Source organism: Rhizobium lentis (assembly GCF_014200175.1).
Classification (GTDB): domain Bacteria; phylum Pseudomonadota; class Alphaproteobacteria; order Rhizobiales; family Rhizobiaceae; genus Rhizobium; species Rhizobium mulingense.
The window spans coordinates 358,972-384,921 of sequence record NZ_JACHBD010000002.1; the positions used below are offsets into that span (position 1 = coordinate 358,972).

Consider the following 25,950-nt stretch of genomic DNA (forward strand, 5'->3'; position numbering starts at 1 on the left):
CTTCGTCCTGCGTTTTTCAAGCCTTATATCAGTCGTTCCTCCCGGCTTTCGTCTCTTGCGCCGGCATGACGCCGCGCCAACCGAGATCACGAACATTCCAGCATGGTCCCATCGCATCGTCGTTGATTTTGGCCGCCGAGACTGCGAGACCTGCCCGGCATCTGGCGCTGCCGGCACACCGAGTGCATGAGCGAACACGACCCAAACTGGTATTAAATGCATCGATAGGACCGCGTTGTTCGGTAATCATAAAGGGCTGGCAGCGATCTCAGGCTTTTGTTGCCTTGCGCGTTTGTCGTTTTGCTGCCGAGCCCGCGGCTGCTTGGATGTGCGATATGGAAAGAAAGCCGTGCCGGTCGGCAGGACGTTCTGTCCATCAGCGCTTTACCCGAATAGGTCTGCCGAAAATCTGTTGGCTTTTCAGCCCCTTAAAAGCTTTTCCGACCCGCTTGCCGTGCGTGAATTGCACGAAGGCTGGAAGCCCGCGACGACAAGTCGAACCAGCATGCCGGCATGAAATTTGCTCTTGCAGGAACGGTTATCTCTCGCAAAAATCTTATAGACTATAAGAATTATCAGGAGGGAATGGACTATTGGTATCGCTAATACACTCGCTTTTTATCATGACATGTAGTGAGAACGAGATTAATATGATTAGCTGTTGGGTTGCAAATATTCCGGGGAGCCCGCAATGTCCGACAGTTCTGGAGCCAGGCGCCGTGTGGGGCGCAATACACTGACCGTGATCATCATTGGGAACTCAACCCTTGCGCGTACAGCCGTGGTGAAGTTGCTGGAGCGCGAACTCGCCGGGTGGAACCTTATCGATCTGGTCTCGACCGAGAGTCTCGATCGGGCACTTGGAGCTGAGGTGCGTTTGATTGCACTGGATGTGGCCGGCAGAGCTGTTGAGAGCGCTAGCGTGCGTGAAGATCTCGCGGCGATTGCGGCACGTTTTCCCGATGCTCCCATCACGTTGCTCTCAGGTACGGATGACGCCATCATCGCCCGGCAGGCGCTCAAGATGGGCATCCGCGGCTTTTTCTCCACTTCGCTTCCCGTTGACATTGCGCTTGCCGGCCTTCGTCTCGTTCTGGCAGGAGGCACATTTTTCCCGCAACTGTTGGGCGCCGGTACAAACGGCGCGAACGAGCACAGTCCGGCCAGAAATGGGGCCAAAAAAAGCTTGGATGATAGGACGCAGTATTTCGCGATTGCCGGCTTCACGCCCCGGGAAGCGGAAATCCTCGCGGAGTTGCAATCCGGCTGTTCAAATAAGGTGATTGCAGGAAAACTGAATTTGTCAGGGCATACGGTGAAGATGCATTTGCAGCACATCATGCGCAAGCTGCAGGCGCAGAACCGGACCGAGGTGGTTGCCCGCCTGATTCAAAGAACCGCCGGCGGGCATGACGCTTCGCTGACCTAATTCTGCTGCGTCATAAAACGGCGGCTGTCGAAACCAGCGCTGAAGTTGAAATCCTGCGCGCCTCTGAATAACGGGCTGGAGCAACGGAACAATCACGACCCGCTCTGGTTTAAGCTAGGTCCGTATTCCTAACGGAGGCGACGATGTGGGCAGTCCTGATCGGTGCCGCTCTCATAATCGGCGGCCTTCTTTTTCTCCTACGGCCGACGCTCCGTCGAAGACCGAGTGATCCTCACCTGACACCGCAAGGCGGCGCGACGTTGGAGCCGCGACGCCAAGGCCTGAGGTTCCTCGGTTTAGCGCGAAATTGGCCGGCGCTTGCGATCATCGCGATCGGCGTGGTTCTTCTGGTTTTCGGGAGCTACTAATGCATCTCGCTCGGAAGTGTGCATCGGTTTCGGGACAACGACATGCATCAAAACAAAGAGCTAAAGCGCGTCGCATGAATCAAATTTGATGCGACGCGCTTTAGGCCCGCAACGTCCCGAAACTGCCGTTGGGGTTGAGTGTATAGTCCTGTGAAGTATCTTCTCAGCGGATTGCTGACCGTGGTAAACGTCGCTTATGGGCATCAATAACTACTTGATCGAAGGCAGTTCCGGCACTGGAAACTGAGCTGGAGCAGCGTGGTTTTCATGTCGTCCATGGTGATCGGGCCTTGGCCTGTGTTGGGGACCCCGAGCGTGCGGTGGTTCTTCGCTACCATAGGAGCAACAGACACTTTCCCGCCGGGATCGGTATCGACACGTCCGGAACGGTCCCGAGCGTCGTCGACGATATCCTTGCCCAACTGAGCTAAAGCCTGGATGGTGGTCAGCCTGTCGATCGAATCCGAGACGGCAGATTGATTTCGGCGATTAAACCGTGCGGCGTAGCATTTTCCAGCGTCAGCGTGCCGAAATGGCTGTCGACGACATCTTTCACGACAGACAGGCCCAAACCGAATCCCCCGCGGTCGTTCCGCGCAGAATCCAGTTTGTAGAACGGCTGAAGGACATCGGCATGGAATTCCGGAGGTATACCGGGTCCGTCGTCGGTGACACTGATGCTGATTGATCCATCCGGTTTGACGAGAAGGACGACATTCACGTTCTGGGCAAATTTGGTTCCGTTGTCGACGAGGTTGGCCACAGCGCGTTTGAGCGCGTGAGGTCGACATGGATAGGCGAAGCGATCAGGCCCGCGATAGGCGACTAGGTAGCCCATGTCGGTAAAATCGTTGCAGACGGTGTTTATGAGGCTTGGCAAGTCGGCTCTGAGTTGGACCTCGTTCGAGGTGTCCTTCCTGAGATAAACCAAAGTCTCCTCGACCATCAGCGTCAGGGCGTCAATGTCTGCGAGCAACGCGGTGCGCAAGGGCAGCTCGGTTGAGCGTTCGGCCCTAAGGCGCAAACGCGTCAGCGGCGTTCTCAGGTCGTGGCTGATGGCGCGCAGCGTGCGCGTGCGCGCTTCTATCATACCGTGTACACGGCTGCGCATGTCGTTCAACGACTTCGCGAGCGTGCGGACTTCCGGTGGTCCGATTTCGTCAAACGGGCGCTCGGGGCCGTCATCCGGGTCGAGGTCGCGCGCTGCCTGCGAAAACCGTTGGAGAGGCGAGGCGATCATGCGGCTGCCATACAGGGACAATAGAACGACCGGCACAAACATGGCCATGGTCGCGAGCAAATCGCTGATTTCACGATCCGTGATGCGGGAATCGGACACGGCAGGCGGCGGCAGGAAGGCTAGAGCGCGGCGCTGATCCATGCCAACGACCAGCACTGGCTGAAGGTGGCCGGTCTCGGTCGTGGCCCGAAGCTTGGCATCGACGCCCGGCGAAAAATTGTTTTCGATTTCGAAGCGAAAATCATCTTCGTCCACCTGCAGCTCGGGGCCCTGCAGTTCAGCCGCGGAGACTTCTTCGACCTGAAGCCCGGTCCTTCTCGCAGCCTCCAGGATGGTGGTCTCTTGATCTGCGGTCTCGGCAGACCGGATCATGTCGGTAACGAACTCGATGCGCATGGCAATGGCGCGCGCCTGTGAGACGCTTTCCGGCTCCTTGATCGCGAGGTTTTCGCTGATGATGCCGAGGATCGCGAAAAGCACGACGGGCGCGACGGCGAGCACGGCAATCTGCCGGTGGATGGAACCTGCAAAAAATCGCGCCAGCATCGTCAGCCCTTTTCATCGGCATGGCAGCAGCTGATAGCTGCCAGCCCTCATCCCCGCTTGCCGCTTCACAGTCCGCAACAGCCCGAGCGGGGGCAAATCTATGTTGCGATGGTATCAAGATGCCAGCCTGAATAATGTTTTTATTTGTTAACACTGTTGTCGGTGAGGAGCCGCTTGCAATTGGATCCTAACGCTGGTCCGCGAGGGTTCGAACGCGCTCCAGAAATGCGGCCCTGTCGAAAAGCGCTGCCTGCTCTGATGACGCCGCATCGATGTTCGGCAGCACAAAAGCCTGGATGTTGACCACAGGAAGGCTGGAAAGGGTTCGCACCTCGCCGATCTTTGAAGTGATGGTTACGATCACCTTGCAAAGAAGGAGTTCCAACGCGAGCTTGAGTTCCGGCATCGTGCCGACGCTCCTCACGTCGAAGCCTGTGGTTCGCAGCACTTCGCCGGCAAGATGGGATCCGCGCTGGTCCGGGATGTAGACAAGGACAGGAGGGGCGGGATTTTCTCCGGGAATCATTTCATTCCTCTTGTTGAGCCGCACTTGGCAAAGTAGGAATTTCTTTTCAAAAAGGCGTTTCATTATATTAAGAGTTGTGTCCTCGGGTGTCGCTGCGTCATCCCGATACGTTCCTTTGCGCTTGCTGAAGCACCACGCCGATGCAGGTTGCGCCTGAAGTCAGGCGAGCGTCCGCTTGTCTTGGAGCGCCAGCTCCGGTTTCGCCGATAGCGGCCGGAAACATTTCTTAACAAGACAAAATCCATCCCAAAACGGTTTGCCTGCAGGGTGCAGCCGGTCACGGGGCGGCGAGCCTTGGAAAATACTCAGGAGCGAACTTTGTCTTTAACAAAGAAGAAAATTGGTTCGATGATTTTGCCGGCGCTGGTCATGTCGCTTGTGGCGGGCAATGCTGCGGCGGCGGACCCCGGCGAATTCGGCGGTCGTGAACCGCTTGCGCCATCCAGCGAGCATTCCAGTGGGTTTCGCGGCAAGCTTCACGACTGGAATGTCGTTGTTGGAGCTGGCGCGGTTTACGGGCCGAAATTCGAGGGATCGAAAGACTTCGAGGTCATGCCGGTCCCCTTCATTTCCGCAAGCTTCTTCAACGATTACGTCCATATTGGCCCGACCGGCCTGCTGGTCGATATCTACAAGGTCGAGAATTTCAAAATCAGCGCCAAGGGCGGCATGGAATTTGGCCGCGATGAAGATGACAGCGATCATCTGAAGGGATTGGGTGATATCGATTCCGGCGCAAAAATCGGCGGCGTGATATCCTACGAGTTGGGACCGATCGAGCTCAGCGCCGGAATCGACAAGATCATCGGTGGCAGCGACGGTGTCATCGGGACATTCGGGGCGGAATATTCCCACATGGTAGGACAGTTCATCTTCTCCGCCGGCGCCTCGGCCACCTGGGCGGACAAGAATTACATGAAGTCATACTTCGGCGTCACCCCATTGCAGTCGGCAAGGTCCGGCCTTGAGGTTTATGACGCAGGCGCGGGTTTCAGGCGCATCGACCTCACGGCATCCGTCACCTACCTGGCGTCCGAGCACTGGTTCGTCCGCGGCCAGGCCGAACTAGGCATTCTCACAGGCGACGCGCGCAACAGCCCGGTGGTTCAGAAGGAAACCCAGCCTTCGGTCATGATGTTCGTCGGCTACAAATTCTGACCTCCTCCGCTCGTTAACGTGCGAGCTGAACCGCCTGCTGGCCGCTCGCGCCGGACTGTCGGCCGGCTGCAAGTTTCGACGCAATAAAACGATGTGCACACGATTTTCTGTTAAACAGGAACTGAAGCGGATGCTTTTTCAAATTCAGGCGCCGGATATGAGTAATATCGCAGTCAATTCACCCATGCAGGCATCTGTCCGAATCCTGATCGTCGAGGATGACCGCGATATTGCGGGCATGTTGATCGACCTCATTAAGGATGCGGGCTATGCCGCCGAGGCGGTGGGTTCCGCGATGGAAATGGACCGCATCCTGAAAAAGAAGGAATTCCAGCTCATCGTCCTCGACGGCATGCTGCCGGGCGAGGATGGCTTCAGCATTTGCCGACGGATCAGATCGAGCAATACCGTTCCGATCCTGATGCTGACAGCGCTGACGAAGGAAGTCGACCGAGTGATCGGCCTCGAGCTCGGTGCCGATGACTATGTCACAAAGCCCTTCAATTCCAGAGAGCTGCTGGCAAGGATCAGGGCCCTATTGCGGCGTTCTTCTTATTCCATGCAGGTCAAGCCGATTCAGGAGGCGATGACCTTCGCCGGTTGGCGCATAGATCCCGTCAGGCGCGAACTGATCGACAGCGAGGGCGTCCATGTGTCGCTGACGACCGCAGAATTCGATGTTCTGCTGGTGTTCTGCCAAAACCCGCGGCAGGTCATGAACCGCCAGGAAATCCTTGCCCGCACGCATGCAGGTTCCGCCGGCCCGGTCGAGCGCAGTATTGATGTGCATGTCAGCCGCGTCCGGCAAAAGATCGAGCCTGATTACAAGGAGCCGACCTTCATCAAGACGGTTCGGCTGGGCGGTTATATCTTCACGCCCGAGGTTTCCGTGGCGCGGGACTGATCAGCCGAGCGGAAGCTTGCTGGCGATGCCGCCGGGAAACGCTTCAAGCCTGTCTGCTCATCGCTGCTTCCAAAGCAGCCTTTCCAGCTGTTCCACAGGTACTAGGTCGGCCTGCATCATCTGTCTGATCAACGGAGCCTTCACGATTTCAGCGGCGGTCATCTCCTGACAGCGCATGGTTGTCTCCTTCTCGCCCGTCTGATTAGCCGGTGCGGGAGTCAGGCGATGTCAGAACCGCGACGAAACCAAGGCGGCCGGTAAGATTTGTTCCAGATGGGCGCGCAATCCACGTCCCGTCAGCCACTGCAGCAGCGGTGTCACAACAACTCTTAACAACTCAAAATCCAAGGCAATCGCGAATCCGGATTAATGCGATCAGACGCGATCCGGAAGGAAGCTCGCGGAGCGACGTTCCACGGCCGGCGGTGATCTTGCCGCTCTGCACCGTGGCCGAAGGCAGGGCGACAAAATTGATTCGACTGATGGCCATCCTGATGCTGACCCTATTGGCCGGCTGCCTGGCGCCGGACAGGATTAGCTACGGCCCGAAGGCGGCCGCCAACGCCAATATCGAAGGATTTGGCGATATCCGCACCTATGCGGACGTCGGCCGGCAGCTGCCCGATGCGCGAGCCTGGCTCGCAGTTCCGAGACGCAAGGACGTCAATTATCTCGTCCTGTCCGGCGGCGGCGCCGGAGGGGCCTTCAGCGTCGGTGCACTGAAGGCCTGGTCGGACAGGAAGGAGCGGCCGAAATTCGACATCGTCAGCGGCGTCAGCACCGGCGCGCTGATCGCGCCACTGGCTTTCCTCGGTCCGGCCTATGACGAAACGCTTGTCGATCTCTATACGAGCGGGGTCGCCAAGGAACTGGTGGACGCTGATTTTCTGCCGAAAGCGCTGCTTGGCCCGAGCCTGCTGAAGCAGGAGCCGCTGCGCCGGATGGTCGAGCGCCACCTGACGCAGGACGTCCTCGAAGAAATCGCCGTCGAACACCGCAAGGGCAGGCGCCTTCTTGTCCTGACCTCCAATCTCGATTCCCAGAGACCGGTGATCTGGAACATGGGTGCCATTGCCGACAGCGGACGGGCGGATGCGCTGAAGCTATTTCAGGACGTCATCATCGCCTCGGCGAGCATCCCGGGCGTTTTTCCGGCCGTGCTCATCAAGGTCAAGGCAGGCGGCCAGCAGTTTGAGGAGATGCACTCAGACGGCGGCTCATCATCCCAAATCCTGACGATCCCGGAGGGTTGGATGGCGAGCCCCCGTCAGGCCACATGGCCGAAGGATCTCAAGCTGAACATGTATGTCATCGTCAACAACGCCCTGATGCCGGAATTCTCGACGACTTCGAACAATACGCTGGCCGTCATGGCCAGGGCGAGCGCTGCCCTCATCAAGTCCCAGACCCGCAGTGCTTTGGTCGCCACCTACGTCTATGCCCAGAAGAACGGCATCCGCTTTCATGTCGCCTCGATCGACAGACAGATCCCCTACAAGATGACGGATCCCTTCAACACCAACTATATGCGCGCCGTCTACCACCTCGGCTACGCCAGGATGGCAAGCGGCAGCCTTTGGAAAGACGAGCCGCTCTTTATCGATCTCGCTGCGGCAGATCCCGATCCATCACCGCAATAGCGGCGCCTATTCCTCACACTTTCCAACGATAGGAGAACGAAATGTCACATTCTCGCGCTGATCGGGCCGTCCTTCGACGCCGTTGCCGTCCGATAGCCCCGGCGCTTCTGTCCTGCCTCGCGCTGTCGGCTGCCGCAGCTTGTACCACCGTGCCCCTGGAAGAGGCGCACACGCTGGTATCCTATGATGGCCTGATGTCGAACGATGGCAAGATCACCAAGGCGCGACTCAGGGTCGACCCGAATGATCTCGCTGCGGCTAAAACCATCTACGTCGAGTCGACGACGGTTTCGCCGAATGCGGGAGCTTCCATTAGAAAGCCTTCGGAGTCGGCTCTTGTCGCCAATGTCATCAGCCGCGCGCTCTGCGTCGGCGTCAGCGACCGTTTCCAGGTCGTCGATCGGAGGGAGAATGCCGATGTCGTCGTTCACGCCACCGTCACCCGCATCGTGCCGACGAATGCTGCTATGGCCGGCGTGTCGACGGCGACTTCGCTCGGAGCGTCGTTCGTCATCCCGGTTCCGGTGCCTCGGCTGCCGGTGGGGCTCGGAGGCCTTGCCGTAGAGGCTGAAGCGACGACAAGAGACGGCAAGCAGGCGGGTGCGATGGTCTGGGCGAAGGGTGCCAATGCCATCACAACGAGCGCACGCGTCTCGCAAGTCGGAGACGCCTATTCGCTCGCCTCTAGCTTCGGCAGCGATTTCTCAAAGATGCTCGTCACCGGCAAGACTCCCTATAAGGGACTGCCCAAGTTCCCTTCCGCTCAGAAGATCAGGTCCAGCCTCGGTGGAAGGCCGAAATATCCGGCCTGCGAACGCTTCGGGCGGTCGCCCGGTGTCAAGGATTTCGCGGCCTCGCAGATTGGCCTGCCGCCGTCCTGGACGGACAAGCGGCCGGCGGTCGTCGGCCAGTGGTCACCGTGACCCGAATCTGATCCGGCATCGCGTAACCGCCCGGTATATAGAATCTCTCGTAATCCATGACCGCCGACATGCCTGATGTCGGCGTTTGTTTGTGGCCGCTCGGCTGACGAGCTTAAGAGCCTTAACCTCCACGCAGTTTCCTTCCACGGCCTGCCGTGGGAAGGGATTTCGATGGTGGACCTGCAAGAGCTTCACTTTGCGAGGCTGATTTTTCCGCGTCGGGGCCTCTCGTCGTTCGGAATGCTCTCTTGTTCGGCGGTTGCCGACGAAGCCTTGGGCTGTTCTGTGCCAGTAACCCGCCTGAGGAAGAGGAGAAAATCGTCGACGAAGGTGAAGACGACGGGGATCACCAAGAGGCTGAGAACAGTTGACGTCGTCAGGCCGCCAATCACCACGATCGCCATCGGCTGCCGGAAGCTTGTGTCGCCACCGCTAAGGCTGAGGGCCACGGGAAGCATGCCTCCTCCCATCGCCATCGTCGTCATGACAATTGGACGGGCCCGCTTGTGGCAGGCATCGACAAGGGCATCGAGACGTGAGGCGCCTGTGCGTCGCGACATGATCGCATACTCGACCAACAGGATGGAATTCTTCGTCACCACGCCCATCAGCATCAGCAGGCCGATGATGACAGGCATGGAGAAACTTGTTCCGGTCAGCACGAGCGGCAGAAGGGCGCCGCCGAGCGACAAGGGAAGCGCCATGAGAATTGTCAGTGGCTGGAAGAAGTCGTGAAAGAGCAGCACCAAGACGGCATAAATGCAGAAGACGCCAATGGCCATGGCGATGCCAAAGCTGTCGAAAAGGTCGGATCGGCGCTCGAGTTCGCCCTGCTCGATGAGTCTCACGCCTTGGGGCAGATTGCGAAGTGCAGGCAGGGCCTGGGCTTCACGATAAATATCGCTCAGGACGCGACCGTTGAGTTCGACCGAAAGCACGACGTTGCGCGACCGGTCAATCCGGCTGATTTCGGACGGGCTGCTGCCGATGCTGACGTCGGCAACCGAGTCCAGATCGACGCTGCCTCTGCTGCCGGCGACGCGCAGGCTGGCGATATCCTCGAGCATCTTTCGGTTGCTCGGATCGAAACGCACGCGAATGTCGAGCTGGCGCTGTGGCAGGTTGAGCTTGGCAAGGGCGGAGGAATAGTCGCCGCCGGTTGCGATGCGAACAGCTTCGGAGATCGATTCCGCCGTTACGCCGAGGGCTGCCGCCCGATCGAGGTCCGGAACAATCCGGATTTCGGGAGCCTGGAGCGAAGCGCTTGATGTAACCGCCCCAATTCCCGGCAGCGTCCGAAGCTGTTCTTCGAGTGCGCCGGCAGCCTTGGCGAGCTCGCCCGCGTCGTCGCTGGCGAGCGTAATATCCAGCCTGGTGCCGTTACCCCCCGCCCCCACCTCAATCCGCGCACCGGGGAGAATGCCGAGCGCCTGCCTGATATGGTTTTCTATATCGAGCTGGGAGAGCTTTCGTTCGCCGGCCTTTTTCAGGTCCACGACCAGGGATGCACTGGTGGTATCGACCGTCGTCGCCGAATCCAGGAGATCGCCTGATGAAACCGTTCCGACGGAGGTGAACACATGCGTCACGTCGGGTAGACGAGCGATGATGTTGGCGGCCCTTCGGGCGAGCGCATCGGTTTTTTCGATGGGCGTTCCCGGCTGCAACGTGATGGTGACCCGCGTCTGTGCATCGTCCGAAGCTGGAAGGAAGCCCGAGCCGAGGAGCGGGATGGTCGCCACCGACAGGCCAAGAAAAGCAAGGACGCAGATCGTCGTCAGCAGGCGGTGATGGAGGCAGGCTTTGACGAGGGTCATGTAGCCGCGCATGATCCGCCCATCCTTGGCCGCGATGGGATGGACCTTCATGATGTATGTCGCCATCATCGGTGTCAAAAGCCGTGCTACCAGCAGCGAGGCAAGAACGGCGACCGACGCCGTCACGCCGAACTGTCGGAAGATCAGCCCCGGAATGCCGCTCATGAACGCGGTCGGCAGGAAAACGGCGACGAGAGTCAAGGTCGTGGCGATAACGGCGAGGCCGATTTCGTCCGCCGCCTCGAGGGCCGAGCTCTTCGCCGATTTTCCCGTCTGCATGTGGCGCGCGATGTTTTCGATTTCGACGATCGCATCGTCCACGAGGATGCCGACCACCAGCGAAAGCGCCAGCAGCGTTACCGTGTTGAGGCTGAAATCGGCGAGATACATGATGGCGAAGGTCGGAAGGACCGATAGCGGAAGCGCAATCGCCGACAGGAATGTCGCGCGCCAGTCGCGCAGGAACAGCCAGACCACGACGATTGCCAGAATAGCGCCTTCATAAAGCATCTGCATCGAGCCGTCATAATTCTCGATGATTGGACCGACGGTGCTGTAGGCCTGGACAATATCAACATCGGGATTGGCTCTCGCGAAGTCCTGTACCGCGGTTTCGATTGCCGCGGCGACGGCCGTATCGGAAAAGCCGTTCGAGCGTTTGATCTCGACAGCGATCACCGGCTTTCCGTCAAGATGGGCAATTGACGAGCGATCGGCAAAGCTGTCGGTTACGGTGCCGATTTCATCAAGCCGTACCCGTGCACCGCTCGGAAGCGGAATTGCGAGTGCCTTCAGTTCTTCAATCGAGGAGACTGCTCCGATCGTTCGGATCGTCTGCTTGGTCCCGCCGATGTCGCCTTGCCCGCCCGACGTGTCGGATTGCACGGACCGTAATCCCGAGGAAATAGTGGCCGCGCTGATACCCAGCGAGCTCATCAGTTGCGGATCGAGATCCACATGGACTTCGCGATCGACACCGCCGACGCGGCTGACATTGCCGACGCCTGGAATGGCAAGCAGGGCTTTCGTCATATCGTTGTCGACGAACCAGGAAAGCTCCGTCTGGTCGAGCCGGGTGGAGCGCACGGCGAAGGCAATGAGCGTCGATCCTTGAATCATAGCCCTTGATATGTTCGGAGCCTGCATTGCAGGAGGCAGATCCCCACCGGCGCTGTCGACGGCGTTGCGCACTTCGTTCAGTGCTTCCTCGCCGTCCTTTCCGATCTGGAAGGAGACGCTGATGGCGACCTTGCCGTCAGTAATCTTTGTGGTGATGTGGTCGAGAAGGCTGAGCGAAGCGAGTTTGTCTTCGATCTTGCGGGCGACTTCCGTCTCCAGTTGAGACGGTGCAGCGCCCTCCAGCGTGGCGCGGATCTCAACCGTGGGAAGATCCATATCCGGAAAGTTCTGAACCGAAAGTCGCTCGAAGGCGATGAGCCCTCCTGCAGTCAGCAGGATGAAAAGGAGGACGGCGGGAACCGGATTTCGGATGGACCATGCGGAGAAATTCACCGTGTTTCTCCTGCCACACGCACGAGTGCGCCATCCGAAAGGAAGGCGGCCCCCGTCGTCACGACCATTGCAGAGCGAGCGAGGCCGGAGACGATCTCCACTTCGCCATCGTTGCGGCGGCCGGTTTTGACGCGGACCCGCCTGACCCGCTCTTCGGCGTCGATCGTAAAGACGTAGTAGATGCCGTCGCGCGCAACCAACGCGGTCTCCGGCACGGCGACGGCGGGTGTGACCCTGAGCTTTATTCGTCCCGTCGCATAGAAGCCGATCGGCGGTTGCGAGCCTGCCGGCAGAGAAACGTAGACGAGCGTCCTGCCTGTATCGGTGCTGACGGTCGGCGCGACCAGCCGGACCGTTCCCCTCATCTGCTGGCCGGCCGGGCCGTCAATTAAAGCCGTCAAGCCTTCCTTGATAAACGGGCGGTACCGTGCAGACACCTCGGCCTGCCACTCGATGCGCTGTTGGCGCACGAGGCGGAAGAGCTCCGTGCCGGAGGTGACAACGGCGCCGAGCTGGGCAGAACGAGAGGTAACTAGTCCGTCGTCGACCGCCACGATGGTTGTTTGGGAAAGCTTGATCTTCTGGCCCTCGACCAGGGCCTGCGCAGATTCGACGCCCGCCATCGCCGTTTGCTCGGTGCTCAGATATTCGATGATCTTCTCATCAGAGAGGGCGCCGCTTCCCTTCATCCTGCGCGCGCGCTCGGCGTTGGCCTGGGCCTTGGCAAGATCAGCCTTGGATGTCGCCAGGGAGGCTTCCTCCTTTCTGAGATCCGCGCGCACGGTGTCATCGGCAAGCTGAGCCAAAGGCTGCCCCTTCGTCACGACAGATCCGACATCAACGAGGATATCGGTGATGCGCAGGCCGCCGATTTCAGCAGCGCTGATTGCCTCGTGCCAGGGCTTCATCCAGCCGCTGGCGGGAACCGTTTCAGGCCATTCTCGTTCCGCGGGTGCTTCGACGGCAACGGTCAGTGCCGCGCTGCCCTGTTGCGCGAACGCATCTCCCCGGCCGGCGAGTGATGCGCCGAGAAAAAGGCCGAGAAGTAACGGGAAACGTTGCGTCACAGCGGATCCTTTCATGATTTTCCTGCAGTGGGTGCGCCCGCATGCGCGATGGCCGGCGGCCCCGGTCGCGGTCGGCCGCGCGCGGCAACGGCAAGGCGGCCGCTGGCGGCGTTTGTCAGCCCAGATGTAGCGGATCGACCGCATGATGCGGTCAAAGATCGGCAAAGTTCGATTAAGTTAGGTTAAGCCGGGGCGTCCGGCGGCCAGCTCTGAAATGCCGAGCGGCGCGGCAAGAGCGTCATTTTCACCTGCTGAGGTTACCTCCGGCGAACGCAGACCCGACCATGGGTTCAGAGCCGCGATTGGCAAGCCCGTTGAGATCATGCGTCCTGTGCTCGCCCGGCTTAACAAATCAAAACATAACTCATGATGACAAATCCGGCCGCCTTGAAGATCATCGGCCGCATCGCCTTTGCTCGCGATCCCAATCGTTGGAGGTGAACGACATCAGAAGGAAGTCACAGCGCAATTCCCTGTAAAGACAGAAGTCGGTTCCGCGCCAACCGTCCAGGTCAGCGCGCGTCCTAACAAGCAGCCGATTAGAAGCGATCAATATGCACCTTTATCCTTACGGCCCGTGGGCTCTCCGCTCACGGGAAACGGCGCGCCGTGCTTGCGGCAAGCCTAAGCCCGCCAGCATGCAACGCGAGCCGCGAGAGTCCCGGCCGCGGCGATTTAGGGGATAGATAGATGGTCCTTTCGCTTGCCCGACGCCCGCTTACCCGCGAGTGTTCCCATGAAAACTGACCCTGTTGCCTGCCAGGTTGCGGAGCCGAAGTTTCTGCCGGATAAGCGGTCCCGTAGCAGCTCACGGCGCCTCATTGCCGCTGCGCGACTGGCAGTTGCGGTGACCGTCGGCGCAAACTGTGCGGTCGCGGCTCTTGCTTTCCGGCCTCTCGAGAACGGAGCGACAGACGAACGCAATCTTGCCGGGGCGCCCAATAGTGGCCTTACCACCTATCGACAGCTCGCGCTCTTCGGAACGGTCTTCGAGCAGGTCCGCAACCGGCATGTCAGCGCACACGCGGATTCCGAACTCATCCGCACCGCCATCGAGGGCATGTTCACCGCGCTTGACGCGCATTCTTCCTATCTCCCGCCAGAACGGTTTGACGAAATACGTCGGCAGGATGCTGGCACGTTTGGCGGATTGGGTATCGAAGTGACGGTGGAAGGAGAGCTGGTCCAGGTAGTCGCGCCGATCGAAGATAGCCCGGCCGAGCGAGCCGGAATCAAGGCGAATGACCGGATCGTCGAGGTTGACGGCCGGCCGACATCGGGAAAGACGCTGGAGCAGATGGCGGCGCTATTCGTCGGCGAGGTAGGCAGCGATGTCGAGGTGGCGATCCTTCGCGAAGGCGTAGCCAGCCCGATCAGATTCAAGCTCACGCGCGAGATCATCACTTTGGGGATGGCCCGGCTGACTTTCGAGCGAGCCGTTCCTGTCATCAGGCTGGCGTCCTTTTCCAGGCAATCCTGTGATGGAGTGGAGCAAGCGATCCGTGCGGCTGTTTCCAGAGCCGGGCCGCCGCCCGCCGGCATCATCCTCGACTTGCGCAACAATGGCGGCGGTCCCCTCGATCAGGCTCGGCGCGTTGCTGATACCTTCCTGGCCCGCGGAGCGATCTTCTATACCCGCGGGCGAGATGAACGCCGGATCAGCCGCTACGAGGCACATTCGGATGAGATCGATGCGCTCATCGCCGCGGTTCCTGTGGTCGTCCTGGTCAATGGCGGCACGGCCTCTGCCGCTGAGATCGTTGCAGGCGCCCTCCAGGATCACCGCCGGGCAACTCTCGTCGGCACCCGGACATTCGGCAAAGGTGTCGTTCAGACAGTCATCCCGGTTGGAGAGCACGCCGGAATGAGCCTCACCACGGCACGCGTCTACACGCCCTCGAACCGGTCCATCCAGGCATTGGGGATCGTGCCGGACATCGAGGTCGCACAGACCTTTCCTAAGACCTTTGCCGGCAAGGACACCGTTGCAGGTGAAGCGGGTCTTACGCGGCATCTGCCCGGTGAGCAGGGCGAGGCGGCCTTCACATCCGCGGTCTATGTGCCCGCCAGTCGCACTGATGATGAACAGCTTCAATATGCGATCAAGCTCGTCCTGAGGCAGGTTCGTCACGAGGCTTTTCCGGCCAATCCTGAAATCTATCAGGCCCGAGACCTGTGACGACGGCTTCGCTGACATGCCTGTCATCCACTTTTTAGACGATTTGCCGGGACGACGGACCAGCATCCCGCGCCGGGTGCCACAGAGTCACGGAAATCAACCTGTCCGCATACGATCACAGAAAGGACCCGTTAGGGGAAAGGAAATCTTGATGTCTGCCGCGCACTTGCCAAGAAGCCACTCCATTCAAGCATCGGTTATCCGGTTGATCGCTGCGCTTGCTGCCCTGTCGAGCGAACCTGCCAGAGCCGGCGAGCCTCTGGCAGAGGTCATCGCCGATGGCAAGCCATGGGAAATGTTCGTTGTCAAACGGCGGGCCTCGAACATTCTCGTATTCCGACCGGATGGCGGCGGAACGATCAGCGACAGCGTGGCGAGCATTCATCCGACCTGGAGAGCTGTCCCTGATGGAATTTGCATTACGCCCAAACCTGGTGACGCGGAAAGATGCCTTGATTTGGCCCGGACGAAAGATGGTGTCGCTGCGTCGCAGAACGGCAGGACGGTTTGGGTGCTGAAGCGATGACGCCCACAGCAGCTTCGCGCCATCGGATGCCTAAGCGTGTCGAGCAGCGGCAAAGCCGCAGGCATTGAGAGCCATGTCGCGTCCGAAAGTAGTGGTCACCGCCTAACCGATGCTACGCAGGATAATTGACTGCGAGCTGGAAAAGCTGCCGAACACGATGACGGCGACATAGCACCACTGCAGCATCGTGAGCGCGGTGGCGGCGTGAGACAAGAAATGGTCGGCGGTGACGCGGCGCCTCTCGCGGCCTCTTCGCCGGCGCGCTTCGATGGTGGCAAGACATGCCGGAAAAGAGAGGCCGGCAAGAACAAGATAATGTGTCGAGGTGCCGCCAGCGAGAACGAGCATAAGGGCGCAAAGGCCAAAATTGGTCACCCCGGTCATGACGATTACGACATAGGATGGGCCAGCCTGCGTCTGGCGTGGTCTGACCTTGTGGCGTATCGGGGGAACATCGCGCGGCAATCTCCGGATCATTATCAGGCTTCCTGTTGGGCGAGCGGAAGCGATTTCAACACAAGTCTTGGTGAAGGTGGATGAATTAATGTTAAGAGACATCGCGGACGCGACGGAACAATCATGACACGACGATGTGGGCAGCTCTGATCGGTGCCGCTCTCGTAATCGGCGGACTTGTTTTCTCTTTCGGCCCCCTTCACCAGGCTGGGCCGCGGCACCAGGCCTCGGATTCCTCGGATTATCGCAAGGTGGCCGACACTGCGTTATCGCGGTCGGCGCATTTCTCTTGGCCTTCGGCCCATATTCATGACAGCAGGCGGCGACCTCACGCGGACGTCTTGAGAAGGCCTGCAGCCAAAGCGCCGAAGGCTTCGATTGCCTTCGGCAGCACATGCTGCGGCTCGTCGCTGGCAGCGATCCAGAGCGCGGCATTGAGCGCCGCGCCGTTGAGCAGCCGCGCGGCGGCTTCTGGGTCCACCGGCTTGAGCACCCCCTGTGCGATCAGGCGCTCCGCTGTCTGCCGGGTTGCCTGAAGACAGCCGCTCTGGCTCGGCCATTGCGACGGGTCGCCCAACACGGCAGGTCCGTCGAGCAGCACGATGCGCTGCACCTCCGGATCGAGCGCCATCTCGATATAGGCTGCACCTTCGGCAAGCAGTCCCTGCCAACCATCCCCCGCACGGGCGCCGATTTCCTGGGCGCGCGAGGCCATTTCCATGTCGATCTGCTCGACAACCGCGGCCAGCAGCCCGCGCTTGTCTCCGAAGTTGTGGTAAAGCGCGCCCCGCGTCAGCCCGACTTCGGCAGTCAGATCGTCCATCGAGGCGGCAGCATATCCCTTCTCGGCAAAGGCCCTTCGCGCGGCGGCGATCAGCCTCCGACGATTTTCCTCCATCGTCTCGACACGGCGTTTGACCATCTCAACTCCAATTTCATATACGCAGCGTATATTAACTTGACATACCCTGCGTATGTGATGTATTCATATACGTATCGTATATCAGATGAGCCGGCAATATGGAAAGCTCCTGTTATGTCACGGCCGCGCTCTTTGGTTTCCAGTCAACAATATTGAAGTGAGATCGACAATGACCCCAAGTGAAGCAATCTTCCCCGCAAACCGGCATGCCCTTTACGAGGAACACGGCTATTCGGCCGCCATCCGATCCGGAGATCTTCTCTTCGTGTCCGGTCAGGTCGGCAGCCGTTCCGATGGATCGCCGGAGCCTGACTTCGCACGCCAGGTCGAGCTGGCGTTCGAAAACCTGAAGGCGACGCTGGACGCCGCGGGTTGCACGTTTGAGGATCTGGTTGATGTAACGACGTTCCACACCGACCCCGAAAACCAGTTCGAAACGATCATGGCCGCCAAGCAGAAGATTTTCAGCAAGGCGCCCTATCCGAACTGGACCGCGATCGGCGTCAACTGGCTGGCAGGCTTCGATTTCGAGATCAAGGTGATCGCCCGCATCCCTTCATGATGCCTGACAGGCCGACGCAAAGCTCGGTCTCGCGGAAGCACTCACCTTGCTCGGGCAAGTTCGCTCTCTCTACTGAGCGAAAAGTTCCGGGATCATCGCGCGGGCCCGCTCGCGCAGACCTTTCGCTTCCTGCTCGCCAATAAAGCGGTAAGGCCAACGCAGCCTGGTGCTGACGGGACCCCAGTTGCCGATCGCCGCGAGCAGTTTGTCGAGCGCTGCATTGGAATAGCCGTGGTCGCGTCGAAACGGGACGACGTGGCTGTCCATAAAGGCGCAGATGCGGCCTTCGATCTCCAACGCGGCGTCGATGTCGGCGTGCATCAGCTCTTTCCAGGCTTGGGCACCATGGGGACTGAGACAGGCGACGTTGGAAAACGCGCCGGCAGCAACGCCCTGTTTGATGCCGGTGGCGAGATGATGGCCGGGAATGAACAGGGAAAATTCGCCAAGATATGCGCGCGCCTGCGCATACCAGGCATCGTCGCTATCGGCGATCTTCATCCCGACCACCGACGGGCAGGGACCGCAAACGTCGCTGAGCTCGGCTGGCGACAGGACACGTTTGGCATGCGGGGGATTGTATAGAACGAGCGGGATCCCGTCGGCGGCCTCCGACGCCCGGTGCAAGAAGTCGACGGCTTCAAGATTGGTGAGCGGCCACCAGTCAGGCAGGATCACTTGGATTGCCAATGGCTTATGGGCAGTAGCGCGGCGCAGGCGATCGAGCATGATGATCGGATCCGGCTGGCAGGCGCCGATGACGAAGGCCATTCCGGCCGCCCGGCAACGCGACGCCAGCATCTCCTGAATTCGCTCGTACTCCGCTTCCGTCTGGTTGTGAAATTCACCCGCCGTGCCATTCGAATAGATGCCGTCGACCTTGGCGGCGATCAGTATGTCGATTTCCTCGCCGAGCTTTTCGAAATCGATGCTGTCGTCCTCAGCGATCGGCAGGAGCAGGCTTGCCCAGTTGCCGGCGATAGGATGGCGGCGGGTTGTCATGCTCATCTCACTTCCTTCAGTCGAGGTCATCGCGGATGCAGGCCTTGAAATGCCCGGGCGTCATTTCGCGCAGCGCCGGCACGGTCTCGCCGCAGGCCGGCAGGGCGTTCGGACAGCGCGTGCGAAAGACGCAACCGCACGGCGGATCGGCGGGGCTCGGAATATCGCCCTTCAGGATCTGGCGGTCGCGCGGCCCATCGGGGTCGGGCGAGGGGATGGCCGAGAGCAGCGCCCGCGTGTAGGGATGCAGCGGCCTCGCATAAAGCGCAGCACTTGGCGCGATTTCCATGATCCGGCCGAGATAGAGGACGATCACCCGGTCGCAGATATATTCGACCACGGCGAGATCGTGACTGATGAACAGCATGGTCAAGCCAAGTCGCTGCTGCAGGTCGCGCAGAAGATTGATCACCTGCGCCTGGATCGAGACATCGAGCGCGGAGACCGGCTCGTCCGCGACGATGAACTCCGGCGCGAGCGTCAGCGCCCGGGCGATGCCGATCCGCTGCCGCTGGCCGCCTGAGAACTCGTGAGCGTAACGATTGACGGCGTCCGGCGGCAGATCGACCTGTTCGAGCGTGGCGCGGGCGCGTTCCAATCTCTCTTTTGCCGTGCCAAGGCCCTGGATCTTCAGTCCCTCGGTCAGGATTTCGCCGATCGTCATACGCGGCGAAAGGCTCGCGAACGGATCCTGAAAGATATATTGCATCCGCGGCCGCAGGCGCCGCATTGCCGATGAAGGCAGGCTGGTGAGTTCGGTGCCGTCGAAGCGGACGCTGCCGGCGGAGGGTTCGATGAGGCGCAGCACCGATCGTCCGATCGTGGTCTTGCCGCTGCCGGATTCACCGACCAGCCCGACCACCTCGCCCTTGCCGATATCGAAGGAAATGGCCTGCAGGATGGTCAGCCTGGCGCCGCGGGAGGTATAAACTTTTCCGAGGTCGCGGACCGAGAGAAGGGGCGCGCTCATCGGATCTCCTGCCAGCGAATGCAGCGGCTCTTGTGACGCGGATTGACATCGGCAAGCGGCGGCACGGCCGCGCGACAGGCGTCGACGGCAAATTGGCATCGCGGTTGGAAAGCGCAGCCGGCCGGCATGTTCATCAGGCTCGGCACGACGCCCGGAATGGCCGCCAGCCTTTCGCCCGCCTGCTTCATCCGGCTCGCATCACCGAGTTTCGGCATCGAGGCCAGCAGGCCGATGGTATAGGGATGTCGCGGATTGCGGAAAACCTCGGCTACCGGCCCCGTCTCGACGATCCGGCCGGCATACATGACCGCCACCCGATGCGCGATTTCGGCGACGACGCCGAGATTATGGGTAACGAAGAGCATGGCCATGCCGCGTTCACGCTGCAGCCTCTGCAGCAGAGCCAGAACCTGCGCTTGGATGGTGACGTCGAGCGCCGTCGTCGGCTCGTCGGCGATCAGCAGCGTCGGGTCGCAGGCAAGGGCCATGGCGATCGTGGCGCGCTGTCGCATGCCGCCGGAGAGCTCGTGCGGATATTGACCGGCACGGCGCCTGGCATCGGGAATGCCGACGCTGTCGAGAAGCGAGACGGCCGCATCCATGGCTGCTTTCCGGTTGGCCCCGCGATGAATGCGGATCGGCTCGGAGATCTGGTCGCCGATGGTGTAGACCGGGTTGAGGCTCGACATCGGCTCCTGGAAGACCATGCCGATATCATTGCCGCGAATGGCGCGCATTTCCTGCTGGGGGAGCGAGACAAGGTTGCTGACGGTACCATCCTTGCGCTTCAGATCGATGCTGCCGGCGGCAATGACACCGATATTGCGGGTCAGCAGCCGCATGACCGAAAGGCTGGTGACCGATTTGCCCGAGCCGGACTCGCCGACGAGCGCCAGCGTCTCGCCGGCAGCGACACTCAGATCGATGCCGTTGACCGCCGTCACCTCGCCCAAGCGGATGCGAAAGACGGTCCGCAGCCCCTTGATGTCGAGGATCGTGTCGGCGCTCTGTGGCATGGCATCCATCAGGCAAGCAGGCCGGTGGCGCGGAGGATTTCCTCGATCCTCGCCGTTTCAGCTTCGTTGAGGGCTGCCCGCGGGCGCGGCATCAGCGCTGTATCAATGATGCCGAGGCTCTTCATCGCCGTCTTGAAGGCGCCGATGCCGGCAGCGCCGCCGCTGACTCGGCCCGCTCCGACCCAGACGATTTCGAAGAGCCGGCAGAGCCGCTCCTGCTCCTTGCGGGCCGCGACCCAGTCGCCGCGCTGAGCGGCATTCCAGAGCCTGACGTAACCATGCGGATCGACATTGGCGATGCCCGGCACCACGCCATTGGCGCCCATCTGCAGCGCCGTGTCGACGACGATTTCGGAGCCGGTCATCAGGAAGACATCCTTGTTGTCGGCGAGATCAAGCAGCACGTAGCGGAAATTGCCGTCGTCGCCGCTCGAATCCTTGATGCCGATGATGGTTCCCTCCTTTGCCAGCGTGACGCTGGTCTGGCGCTGCAGTTTCACATGCACGCAGACGGGAATGTCATAGGCGATCAGCGGCACGTCGACGGCATCGCGAATATAGCGGAAGTGATCGATCGTCTCGGCCTGGCTGGTCACCGTATAGAACGGCGCCGTGACGACCACCGCGTCGGCGCCGGCCGATTTGGCGATCCTGGCATGGTTGATGACCCGGTCCGTGGTGGGATCGATGACGCCGACGATCAGCGGTACGCGGCCGTTGATGACCTTCGCCGAATGCTCGATGATCTCCCGCCGGGTTTGCTCGTTGTGGAAGATCACCTCGCTGGTCGAGCCGAGCACGAACACGCCGTGGCATCCCGCCTCGATCAGGTTTTCCAGCACCCGCGTGTAGGACGGGTAATCGACGCTGTAATCCTTGTTCAGCGGGGTTATGACGGGAGGAACGACACCCTTGAATTTGCTCATTTTCGCTTTCTTTCGATCGTCAGTTTAATTCGGCGCGAGGGTCGAAGGCATCGCGAAGACCATCGCCAATGAAGTTGATTGCAAGGACGGCCAGCACCAGAAAACCGCCGGGAAACAGCCACTGCCAGGGATATTGCTCGAGCACGGCGGTGGAGCGGGCGGCATTCAGCATGTTGCCCCAGCTTGCCGCCGGCGGCGCAATGCCGAGCCCGAGGAAGGAAAGGCCGGCCTCGAGCAGGATGGCATTGGCAATCTGCAGCGTCGCGAAGACGACCAGGATGTCGATCGAGTTCGGCAGGCCATGGCGGAAGAGCAGGTGCGGCAGACCCGCTCCCATGCCTCTTGCCGCCATGACAAAATCACGCTCGCGGAGTTCCAGCAGCCGCGAGCGCACCATGCGCGCCAGCAGCGGCCAGGAGAGCAGCGAGATGACAAAGACCGTCGGCCAGATGCCGGTGCCGGCGATCGAGGCGAGCACCAGCAGGAAGATGACCGGCGGCAGCGTCATGAAGAGATCGACGAAACGCATGGTGACGGCATCCGCAAAGCGGCCCGCAAGCGCCGAGACTGCGCCGACCAGGAAACCGATGACGGCGGAAATGACGGTCGAGGTGAGGGCCACCAAAAGCGAGATCCGGCCACCGTCCATGACCCGGGCAAAGATGTCGCGGCCGACGCCGTCGGTGCCGAACCAGTGTCTGGAACCCGGCTGCGCATTCATCGCCAGCAGATCGATGTCGTTGGGTTTGAAGCTCCACCACAGCGGATAGGAAAGGATCGCCGCGATCACCAGCGCGATCATGCAGAGGCCGGCGAAGGCGGCCCGGTTGAGCAGGAAGCGATGCAGGCAGCGTACGATCGGGCCCGGACTACGGGCAGGGCTTCGTGCCGGCATCGTTTAGCCCACCTTGATCCGCGGATCGACCAGCGCATAGGCTAGATCGGTCAGAAGGTTGACGGCGATGACGCATGCGCCGATCACGAGCGTCGAACCCATGATAACAGGATAGTCGCGGCCTTCCACCGCATCGACCATCAGCAGGCCCATGCCGGGCCAGTTGAAGACGCTTTCGATGAAGATCGCCCCGCCGATCGCAAGGCCGATGGTCGAGCCGATCAGTGTGATGACGGGCAGCAGCGCATTGCGCAGCGCATGCTTGGCAATGACCCAGAATTCGAAAACGCCCTTGGCGCGCGCGGTGCGCACATAGTCCTGGTTCAGTACCTCGAGCATGGAAGCGCGCATGTAGCGCATGATCAGCGCTGTCTGCGCCACGGCCAGAAGTGTCGCGGGCAGGATGAGGTGATGGAGGAGGTCGGCGACGGAAAATTCCCGGCCGGGCGTCAGCATGCCGCCGGAGGGCATCCAGCGGAAATAGACCGAAAACAGATAAAGGCCCACCAGAGCGCTGAGGAAGGGCGGGCTGGAGATGCCAGTGACTGCGAAGACCGACAAGGACAGGTCGGCGATGGAGTTGCGGCGAACCGCGCTGACGATGCCGGTCGCGATGCCGGCGATAATCGCGATCGCGATCGCCGTTCCCATCAAGAGGACCGTCGGGCCGACACGCGAGAGCACGAGACCGAGCACCGGCTGGTCGGGCCGTTTGATCGAATAACCGAGATTTCCCGTCAGCGCTTGCCCCAGCCAAGCGACGTACTGCACCGGCAGCGGCTGATCGAGGCCGAGTGTGATGCGCAGTTCCGCAAGATCCGACGATGACATCGGTACATTGGGATCGATATAGGCGTCGATCGGATCGCCGGGGGTCAGGCGCAGCATGACGAAGATCAGCACACTCAAGGCAAGCAGCATGCCCACGCCGATCAGCAGGCGCCGGAGACTGTATCTCAGCATGAAAAACCCGTTCCTGTGCGGGCGGACAGGTTCGCCACCTAGCCGCCCTTTGCTTATCAGGATGCGCTACGCCCTATTCGGCGATCGCCCATTTTTCCGGATGCGCCCGGTAAGGGCCGCCGCCGGGGGCAGGCGTCCAGACGAAGTCCTTCAGTTTGGCAGAGGCGACGCCATAACGTTTCGCCACCCAGAGCGGACCCCAGGGCAGTTCCTTGTTCATCACCTTGCAGACCTCCTCGTAGCGGGCCTCGCGCTTTGCGGCATCCGTCTCGCCAAGCGCCGCATCGAGAGCGGCGGTCAGCACCGGCATGCGCACGCGGGCGACGTTCGGGCCGGCCGGCGGGATCTGCTTCTCGTTAAGGCCGACATTGATGCTGCCCGGGTCAGGGCCGTTTTGCAGGCCGGCATAAACCATCTGGAACTGTGCGACGTCGGGCGTCGGGTTGAGCACGATGCTGTTATAGGTCGGGGTGTCGACGGCGCGCGGCGTGACGTTGATGCCGACCTGGGCGAGCATTGCCTGGACCGCAGCCATGACATTGGCGGCAAGTGGCGTCGTGTAATAGGTCAGAAGCGTTATCGGCTTGTCGCCGTTGATCTGATCCCAGCCGGCTTCCTTCAGCAACTGCTTGGCCTTTTCCGGGTCGTAGGCATAGGTTTCGATGCCCTTCGGCACCACCTGGTCGGCGATATAGGCGCAGTTTGCCGGTTTGGCGGCGCCGCCGTACAGGCTCTGGATGATCGCGTCGCGATTGACCGCATACATCACCGCCTGACGCACCCGGACATCCTTCCAGATCGGTGAATCATGGTTGAAGCCGAGATAGTTGACGACGAAGGAGTTGCCTTCGATCACGCGGAAATTCTTGTTGTTGTCGAAGGCCTTCAGGTCGTTCGAATCGACATAGGTGAACTCGATCTCGCCGGCGCGCAGTGCGGCAATCGCCGCAGCCGGATTGGCGAAATAGCGGTTGATGATCTTTTCCAGCGTCGGCTTGCCGCCCCGGTAGTCGGTGTTGGCGGCAAGTTCGACATATTGATCGGTGACGTATTTGGTGAACTTGAACGGCCCGGTGCCGATCGGCGCGGTGGACCACCATGTATTCTTGGCGAGCTGGTCCGCCGGGATCTGTGACAGCGCGTGCTCCGGCAGCATCATCACCTTCGTCAGCGTGTCCATCAGGCTTGCCGACGGAGCCGACAGTTTGATGACCAGCGTCTTGTCGTCCTTGGCTTCGGCCGAGGAAACGGCGTTCAGGCGAGCCGCGAGAACCGAGCCGGTCTTGGCGTTCTTGGCAAGCTCGATGGTGAATTTCGCGTCCTTTGCGGTGAAGGGTTTGCCGTCATGCCATTTCGCATCGGCGAGCTTGAACGTGTAGGTCATCTGATCGGGACTGACCTCATAGGACGAGGCGAGCTGGCCGACGACTTTCTCGAGCTTCTCGTCATAGGTCACCAGCGGCTCGAAATAGACGCTGAGCCAGGTGAAGCCGCCGGTCGCGGCGAGCGGGTTGAAATTGCCCTGGAAACCGCCCGGCCCGACATCGAAGCCGCCCGACAGCGTGGCGGCCTGCGCCGGGCTGGTGAAGGCCGGAATGGTGGTCGTCGCCATCATCGCAGCCAGCGCGACGGCGGATGATAATCTGAACAGTCCTTTCATTGTGCTCCTCCCACATTGGCACTTTTCTTATTGGCGGCGATCACTCGGGAAATGCCGTCATAGTGGCGGTCCAGGCGTTTCTGCGCTTGCGCGACGTCCTTCGCCTCGATGGCATCGACGATCGCCACGTGATCCCTCCAGGTCGCGACGGGATCGACATTCTCGAGATTTACGAAATCCGAGGCCTTGTAGAAGGCGAGCCAGAACACATCGATCAGCCGGGCAAGGGTTTCGTTGTTCTGGCAGCGGAACAGCAGGGTATGAAAAAGCTGGTCTTCGTCGGCAAAGGATTGACCGCGCTCGGCATGGACCCGCATGCGGTCCACCGTGGCGCGCAGCTCGGCGATATCGTCGTCGCCGATCATCTCGACCGTCTTGCCGATCAGGCCGACTTCGAGGGTCCGGCGGATCTCGATCACTTCCTCGATCTGGCGCAAGGCGCCGCCGAGGCCATAGGCGAGATTGTCGAGCAGCGGTTCGAATGAGAAGGCTTTTACGAAGATGCCGATGCCGCGGCGCGATTCCAGTACCCCCAGCGATTCCAGTGCTTTGATGCCCTCACGCAGCGAATTGCGGCTGACGCCGAGCTGGTTCGCCAGGTGGGATTCGGCCGGAAGCATCGTGCCGGGCTTCAATCCGTTGTCGCTGATATAGGCCCGCAGGCTTTCCTGCACGGACACGTGGAGAAGAGGCGCGCGGGCGAGGGGCTTCATGGATTTCAGCGACATGCCGTTCTCATTCGG

At 60.6% G+C, this 25,950-nt stretch carries 23 protein-coding genes and 2 pseudogenes; 10 read left to right on the plus strand and 15 right to left on the minus strand.

All coding sequences use genetic code 11. From position 1 onward, the window contains the following. Positions 1-691: 691 nt before the first annotated feature. From GGI60_RS07430 to GGI60_RS07435, 3 genes and pseudogenes are all read left to right on the plus strand, one after another. Positions 692-1,429, plus strand: coding sequence for a response regulator transcription factor (locus tag GGI60_RS07430; protein WP_183914452.1), 738 nt, complete (start codon positions 692-694; stop codon positions 1,427-1,429). A gap of 143 nt (positions 1,430-1,572) precedes the next feature. Continuing rightward, positions 1,573-1,797, plus strand: coding sequence for a hypothetical protein (locus GGI60_RS31905; RefSeq protein ID WP_246720332.1), 225 nt, complete (start codon positions 1,573-1,575; stop codon positions 1,795-1,797). A gap of 196 nt (positions 1,798-1,993) precedes the next feature. Next, positions 1,994-2,228, plus strand: a pseudogene (locus tag GGI60_RS07435) (hypothetical protein). 14 nt (positions 2,229-2,242) lie between these two features. Here the strand turns inward: GGI60_RS07435 and GGI60_RS07440 are convergent. Together GGI60_RS07440 and GGI60_RS07445 are read right to left on the minus strand one after the other, a co-directional pair. Next, positions 2,243-3,583 carry an ATP-binding protein gene (locus GGI60_RS07440; RefSeq protein ID WP_183914453.1) on the minus strand — a complete coding sequence of 447 codons (1,341 nt, stop codon included), beginning with the start codon at positions 3,581-3,583 and terminating at the stop codon, positions 2,243-2,245. Positions 3,584-3,770: 187 nt separating this feature from the next. Continuing rightward, positions 3,771-4,172, minus strand: a complete 402-nt coding sequence (locus GGI60_RS07445; protein WP_183914455.1) for a hypothetical protein — start codon at positions 4,170-4,172, stop codon at positions 3,771-3,773. 255 nt (positions 4,173-4,427) lie between these two features. Here GGI60_RS07445 and GGI60_RS07450 point away from each other — a divergent pair, with 255 nt between their 5' ends. From GGI60_RS07450 to GGI60_RS07465, 4 genes are all read left to right on the plus strand, one after another. Then, entirely contained in the window at positions 4,428-5,267 is an 840-nt protein-coding gene (locus tag GGI60_RS07450; RefSeq protein ID WP_246720333.1) for a MipA/OmpV family protein, read from the plus strand. Between the two features lie 157 nt (positions 5,268-5,424). Next, positions 5,425-6,171 (plus strand): response regulator, encoded by a 747-nt coding sequence (locus tag GGI60_RS07455; RefSeq protein ID WP_183914457.1) that lies wholly within the window; start codon positions 5,425-5,427, stop codon positions 6,169-6,171. A 482-nt stretch (positions 6,172-6,653) separates the two neighbouring features. Next, entirely contained in the window at positions 6,654-7,811 is a 1,158-nt protein-coding gene (locus GGI60_RS07460; protein ID WP_183914691.1) for a patatin-like phospholipase family protein, read from the plus strand. 41 nt (positions 7,812-7,852) lie between these two features. Then, the gene (locus GGI60_RS07465; RefSeq protein ID WP_183914459.1) at positions 7,853-8,734 is read left to right on the plus strand and encodes a DUF3313 domain-containing protein; all 882 of its coding nucleotides are present in this window, start codon (positions 7,853-7,855) and stop codon (positions 8,732-8,734) included. Positions 8,735-8,925: 191 nt separating this feature from the next. Here GGI60_RS07465 and GGI60_RS07470 read toward each other — a convergent pair whose 3' ends face one another. Together GGI60_RS07470 and GGI60_RS07475 are read right to left on the minus strand one after the other, a co-directional pair. After that, positions 8,926-12,063, minus strand: a complete 3,138-nt coding sequence (locus GGI60_RS07470) for an efflux RND transporter permease subunit (protein ID WP_183914461.1) — start codon at positions 12,061-12,063, stop codon at positions 8,926-8,928. Further along, the gene (locus GGI60_RS07475) at positions 12,060-13,145 is read right to left on the minus strand and encodes an efflux RND transporter periplasmic adaptor subunit (protein ID WP_183914693.1); all 1,086 of its coding nucleotides are present in this window, start codon (positions 13,143-13,145) and stop codon (positions 12,060-12,062) included. Before GGI60_RS07475 ends, GGI60_RS07470 begins: the two co-directional genes overlap by 4 nt. A 688-nt stretch (positions 13,146-13,833) precedes the next feature. On the opposite strand from GGI60_RS07475, the gene GGI60_RS07480 reads away from it, so the two are divergent. Together GGI60_RS07480 and GGI60_RS07485 are read left to right on the plus strand one after the other, a co-directional pair. Continuing rightward, entirely contained in the window at positions 13,834-15,309 is a 1,476-nt protein-coding gene (locus GGI60_RS07480; RefSeq protein WP_183934452.1) for a S41 family peptidase, read from the plus strand. Positions 15,310-15,460: 151 nt separating this feature from the next. Then, positions 15,461-15,835: a hypothetical protein gene (locus GGI60_RS07485; RefSeq protein ID WP_183914465.1), complete on the plus strand. Its 375-nt coding sequence runs from the start codon at positions 15,461-15,463 to the stop codon at positions 15,833-15,835. 102 nt (positions 15,836-15,937) lie between these two features. Here the strand turns inward: GGI60_RS07485 and GGI60_RS07490 are convergent, their stop codons facing one another. After that, positions 15,938-16,312 carry a hypothetical protein gene (locus GGI60_RS07490; protein ID WP_183914466.1) on the minus strand — a complete coding sequence of 125 codons (375 nt, stop codon included), beginning with the start codon at positions 16,310-16,312 and terminating at the stop codon, positions 15,938-15,940. Between the two features lie 307 nt (positions 16,313-16,619). Then, positions 16,620-17,213, minus strand: coding sequence for a TetR/AcrR family transcriptional regulator (locus tag GGI60_RS07495; protein WP_183914467.1), 594 nt, complete (start codon positions 17,211-17,213; stop codon positions 16,620-16,622). Positions 17,214-17,382: 169 nt separating this feature from the next. Here GGI60_RS07495 and GGI60_RS07500 point away from each other — a divergent pair, with 169 nt between their 5' ends. Beyond that, positions 17,383-17,775, plus strand: coding sequence for a RidA family protein (locus GGI60_RS07500; RefSeq protein WP_183914468.1), 393 nt, complete (start codon positions 17,383-17,385; stop codon positions 17,773-17,775). Positions 17,776-17,844: 69 nt separating this feature from the next. Here the strand turns inward: GGI60_RS07500 and GGI60_RS07505 are convergent, their stop codons facing one another. The 9 genes and pseudogenes from GGI60_RS07505 to GGI60_RS07540 form a co-directional block, all read right to left on the minus strand. Then, on the minus strand, positions 17,845-18,783 hold the full coding sequence (locus GGI60_RS07505) for a dihydrodipicolinate synthase family protein (protein WP_183914469.1): 939 nt from the start codon (positions 18,781-18,783) through the stop codon (positions 17,845-17,847). Between the two features lie 10 nt (positions 18,784-18,793). Continuing rightward, positions 18,794-19,747, minus strand: coding sequence for an ABC transporter ATP-binding protein (locus tag GGI60_RS07510; protein WP_183914470.1), 954 nt, complete (start codon positions 19,745-19,747; stop codon positions 18,794-18,796). Beyond that, positions 19,744-20,118 (minus strand): oligopeptide/dipeptide ABC transporter ATP-binding protein, encoded by a 375-nt coding sequence (locus tag GGI60_RS32745; protein WP_409527251.1) that lies wholly within the window; start codon positions 20,116-20,118, stop codon positions 19,744-19,746. The genes GGI60_RS07510 and GGI60_RS32745 overlap by 4 nt, the downstream gene beginning before the upstream one ends. A 78-nt stretch (positions 20,119-20,196) precedes the next feature. Then, a pseudogene (locus GGI60_RS32750) lies at positions 20,197-20,670 on the minus strand (ATP-binding cassette domain-containing protein); the annotation flags it as partial. Positions 20,671-20,771: 101 nt separating this feature from the next. Further along, positions 20,772-21,689 (minus strand): dihydrodipicolinate synthase family protein, encoded by a 918-nt coding sequence (locus GGI60_RS07520; RefSeq protein WP_183914473.1) that lies wholly within the window; start codon positions 21,687-21,689, stop codon positions 20,772-20,774. A gap of 19 nt (positions 21,690-21,708) precedes the next feature. Next, entirely contained in the window at positions 21,709-22,584 is an 876-nt protein-coding gene (locus GGI60_RS07525; protein WP_183914475.1) for an ABC transporter permease, read from the minus strand. Between the two features lie 3 nt (positions 22,585-22,587). After that, positions 22,588-23,547, minus strand: a complete 960-nt coding sequence (locus GGI60_RS07530) for an ABC transporter permease (protein ID WP_183914477.1) — start codon at positions 23,545-23,547, stop codon at positions 22,588-22,590. A 73-nt stretch (positions 23,548-23,620) separates the two neighbouring features. Next, positions 23,621-25,207: an ABC transporter substrate-binding protein gene (locus tag GGI60_RS07535; RefSeq protein ID WP_183914479.1), complete on the minus strand. Its 1,587-nt coding sequence runs from the start codon at positions 25,205-25,207 to the stop codon at positions 23,621-23,623. Beyond that, on the minus strand, positions 25,204-25,935 hold the full coding sequence (locus GGI60_RS07540) for a FadR/GntR family transcriptional regulator (protein WP_183914481.1): 732 nt from the start codon (positions 25,933-25,935) through the stop codon (positions 25,204-25,206). The genes GGI60_RS07535 and GGI60_RS07540 overlap by 4 nt, the downstream gene beginning before the upstream one ends. Positions 25,936-25,950 lie beyond the last annotated feature (15 nt).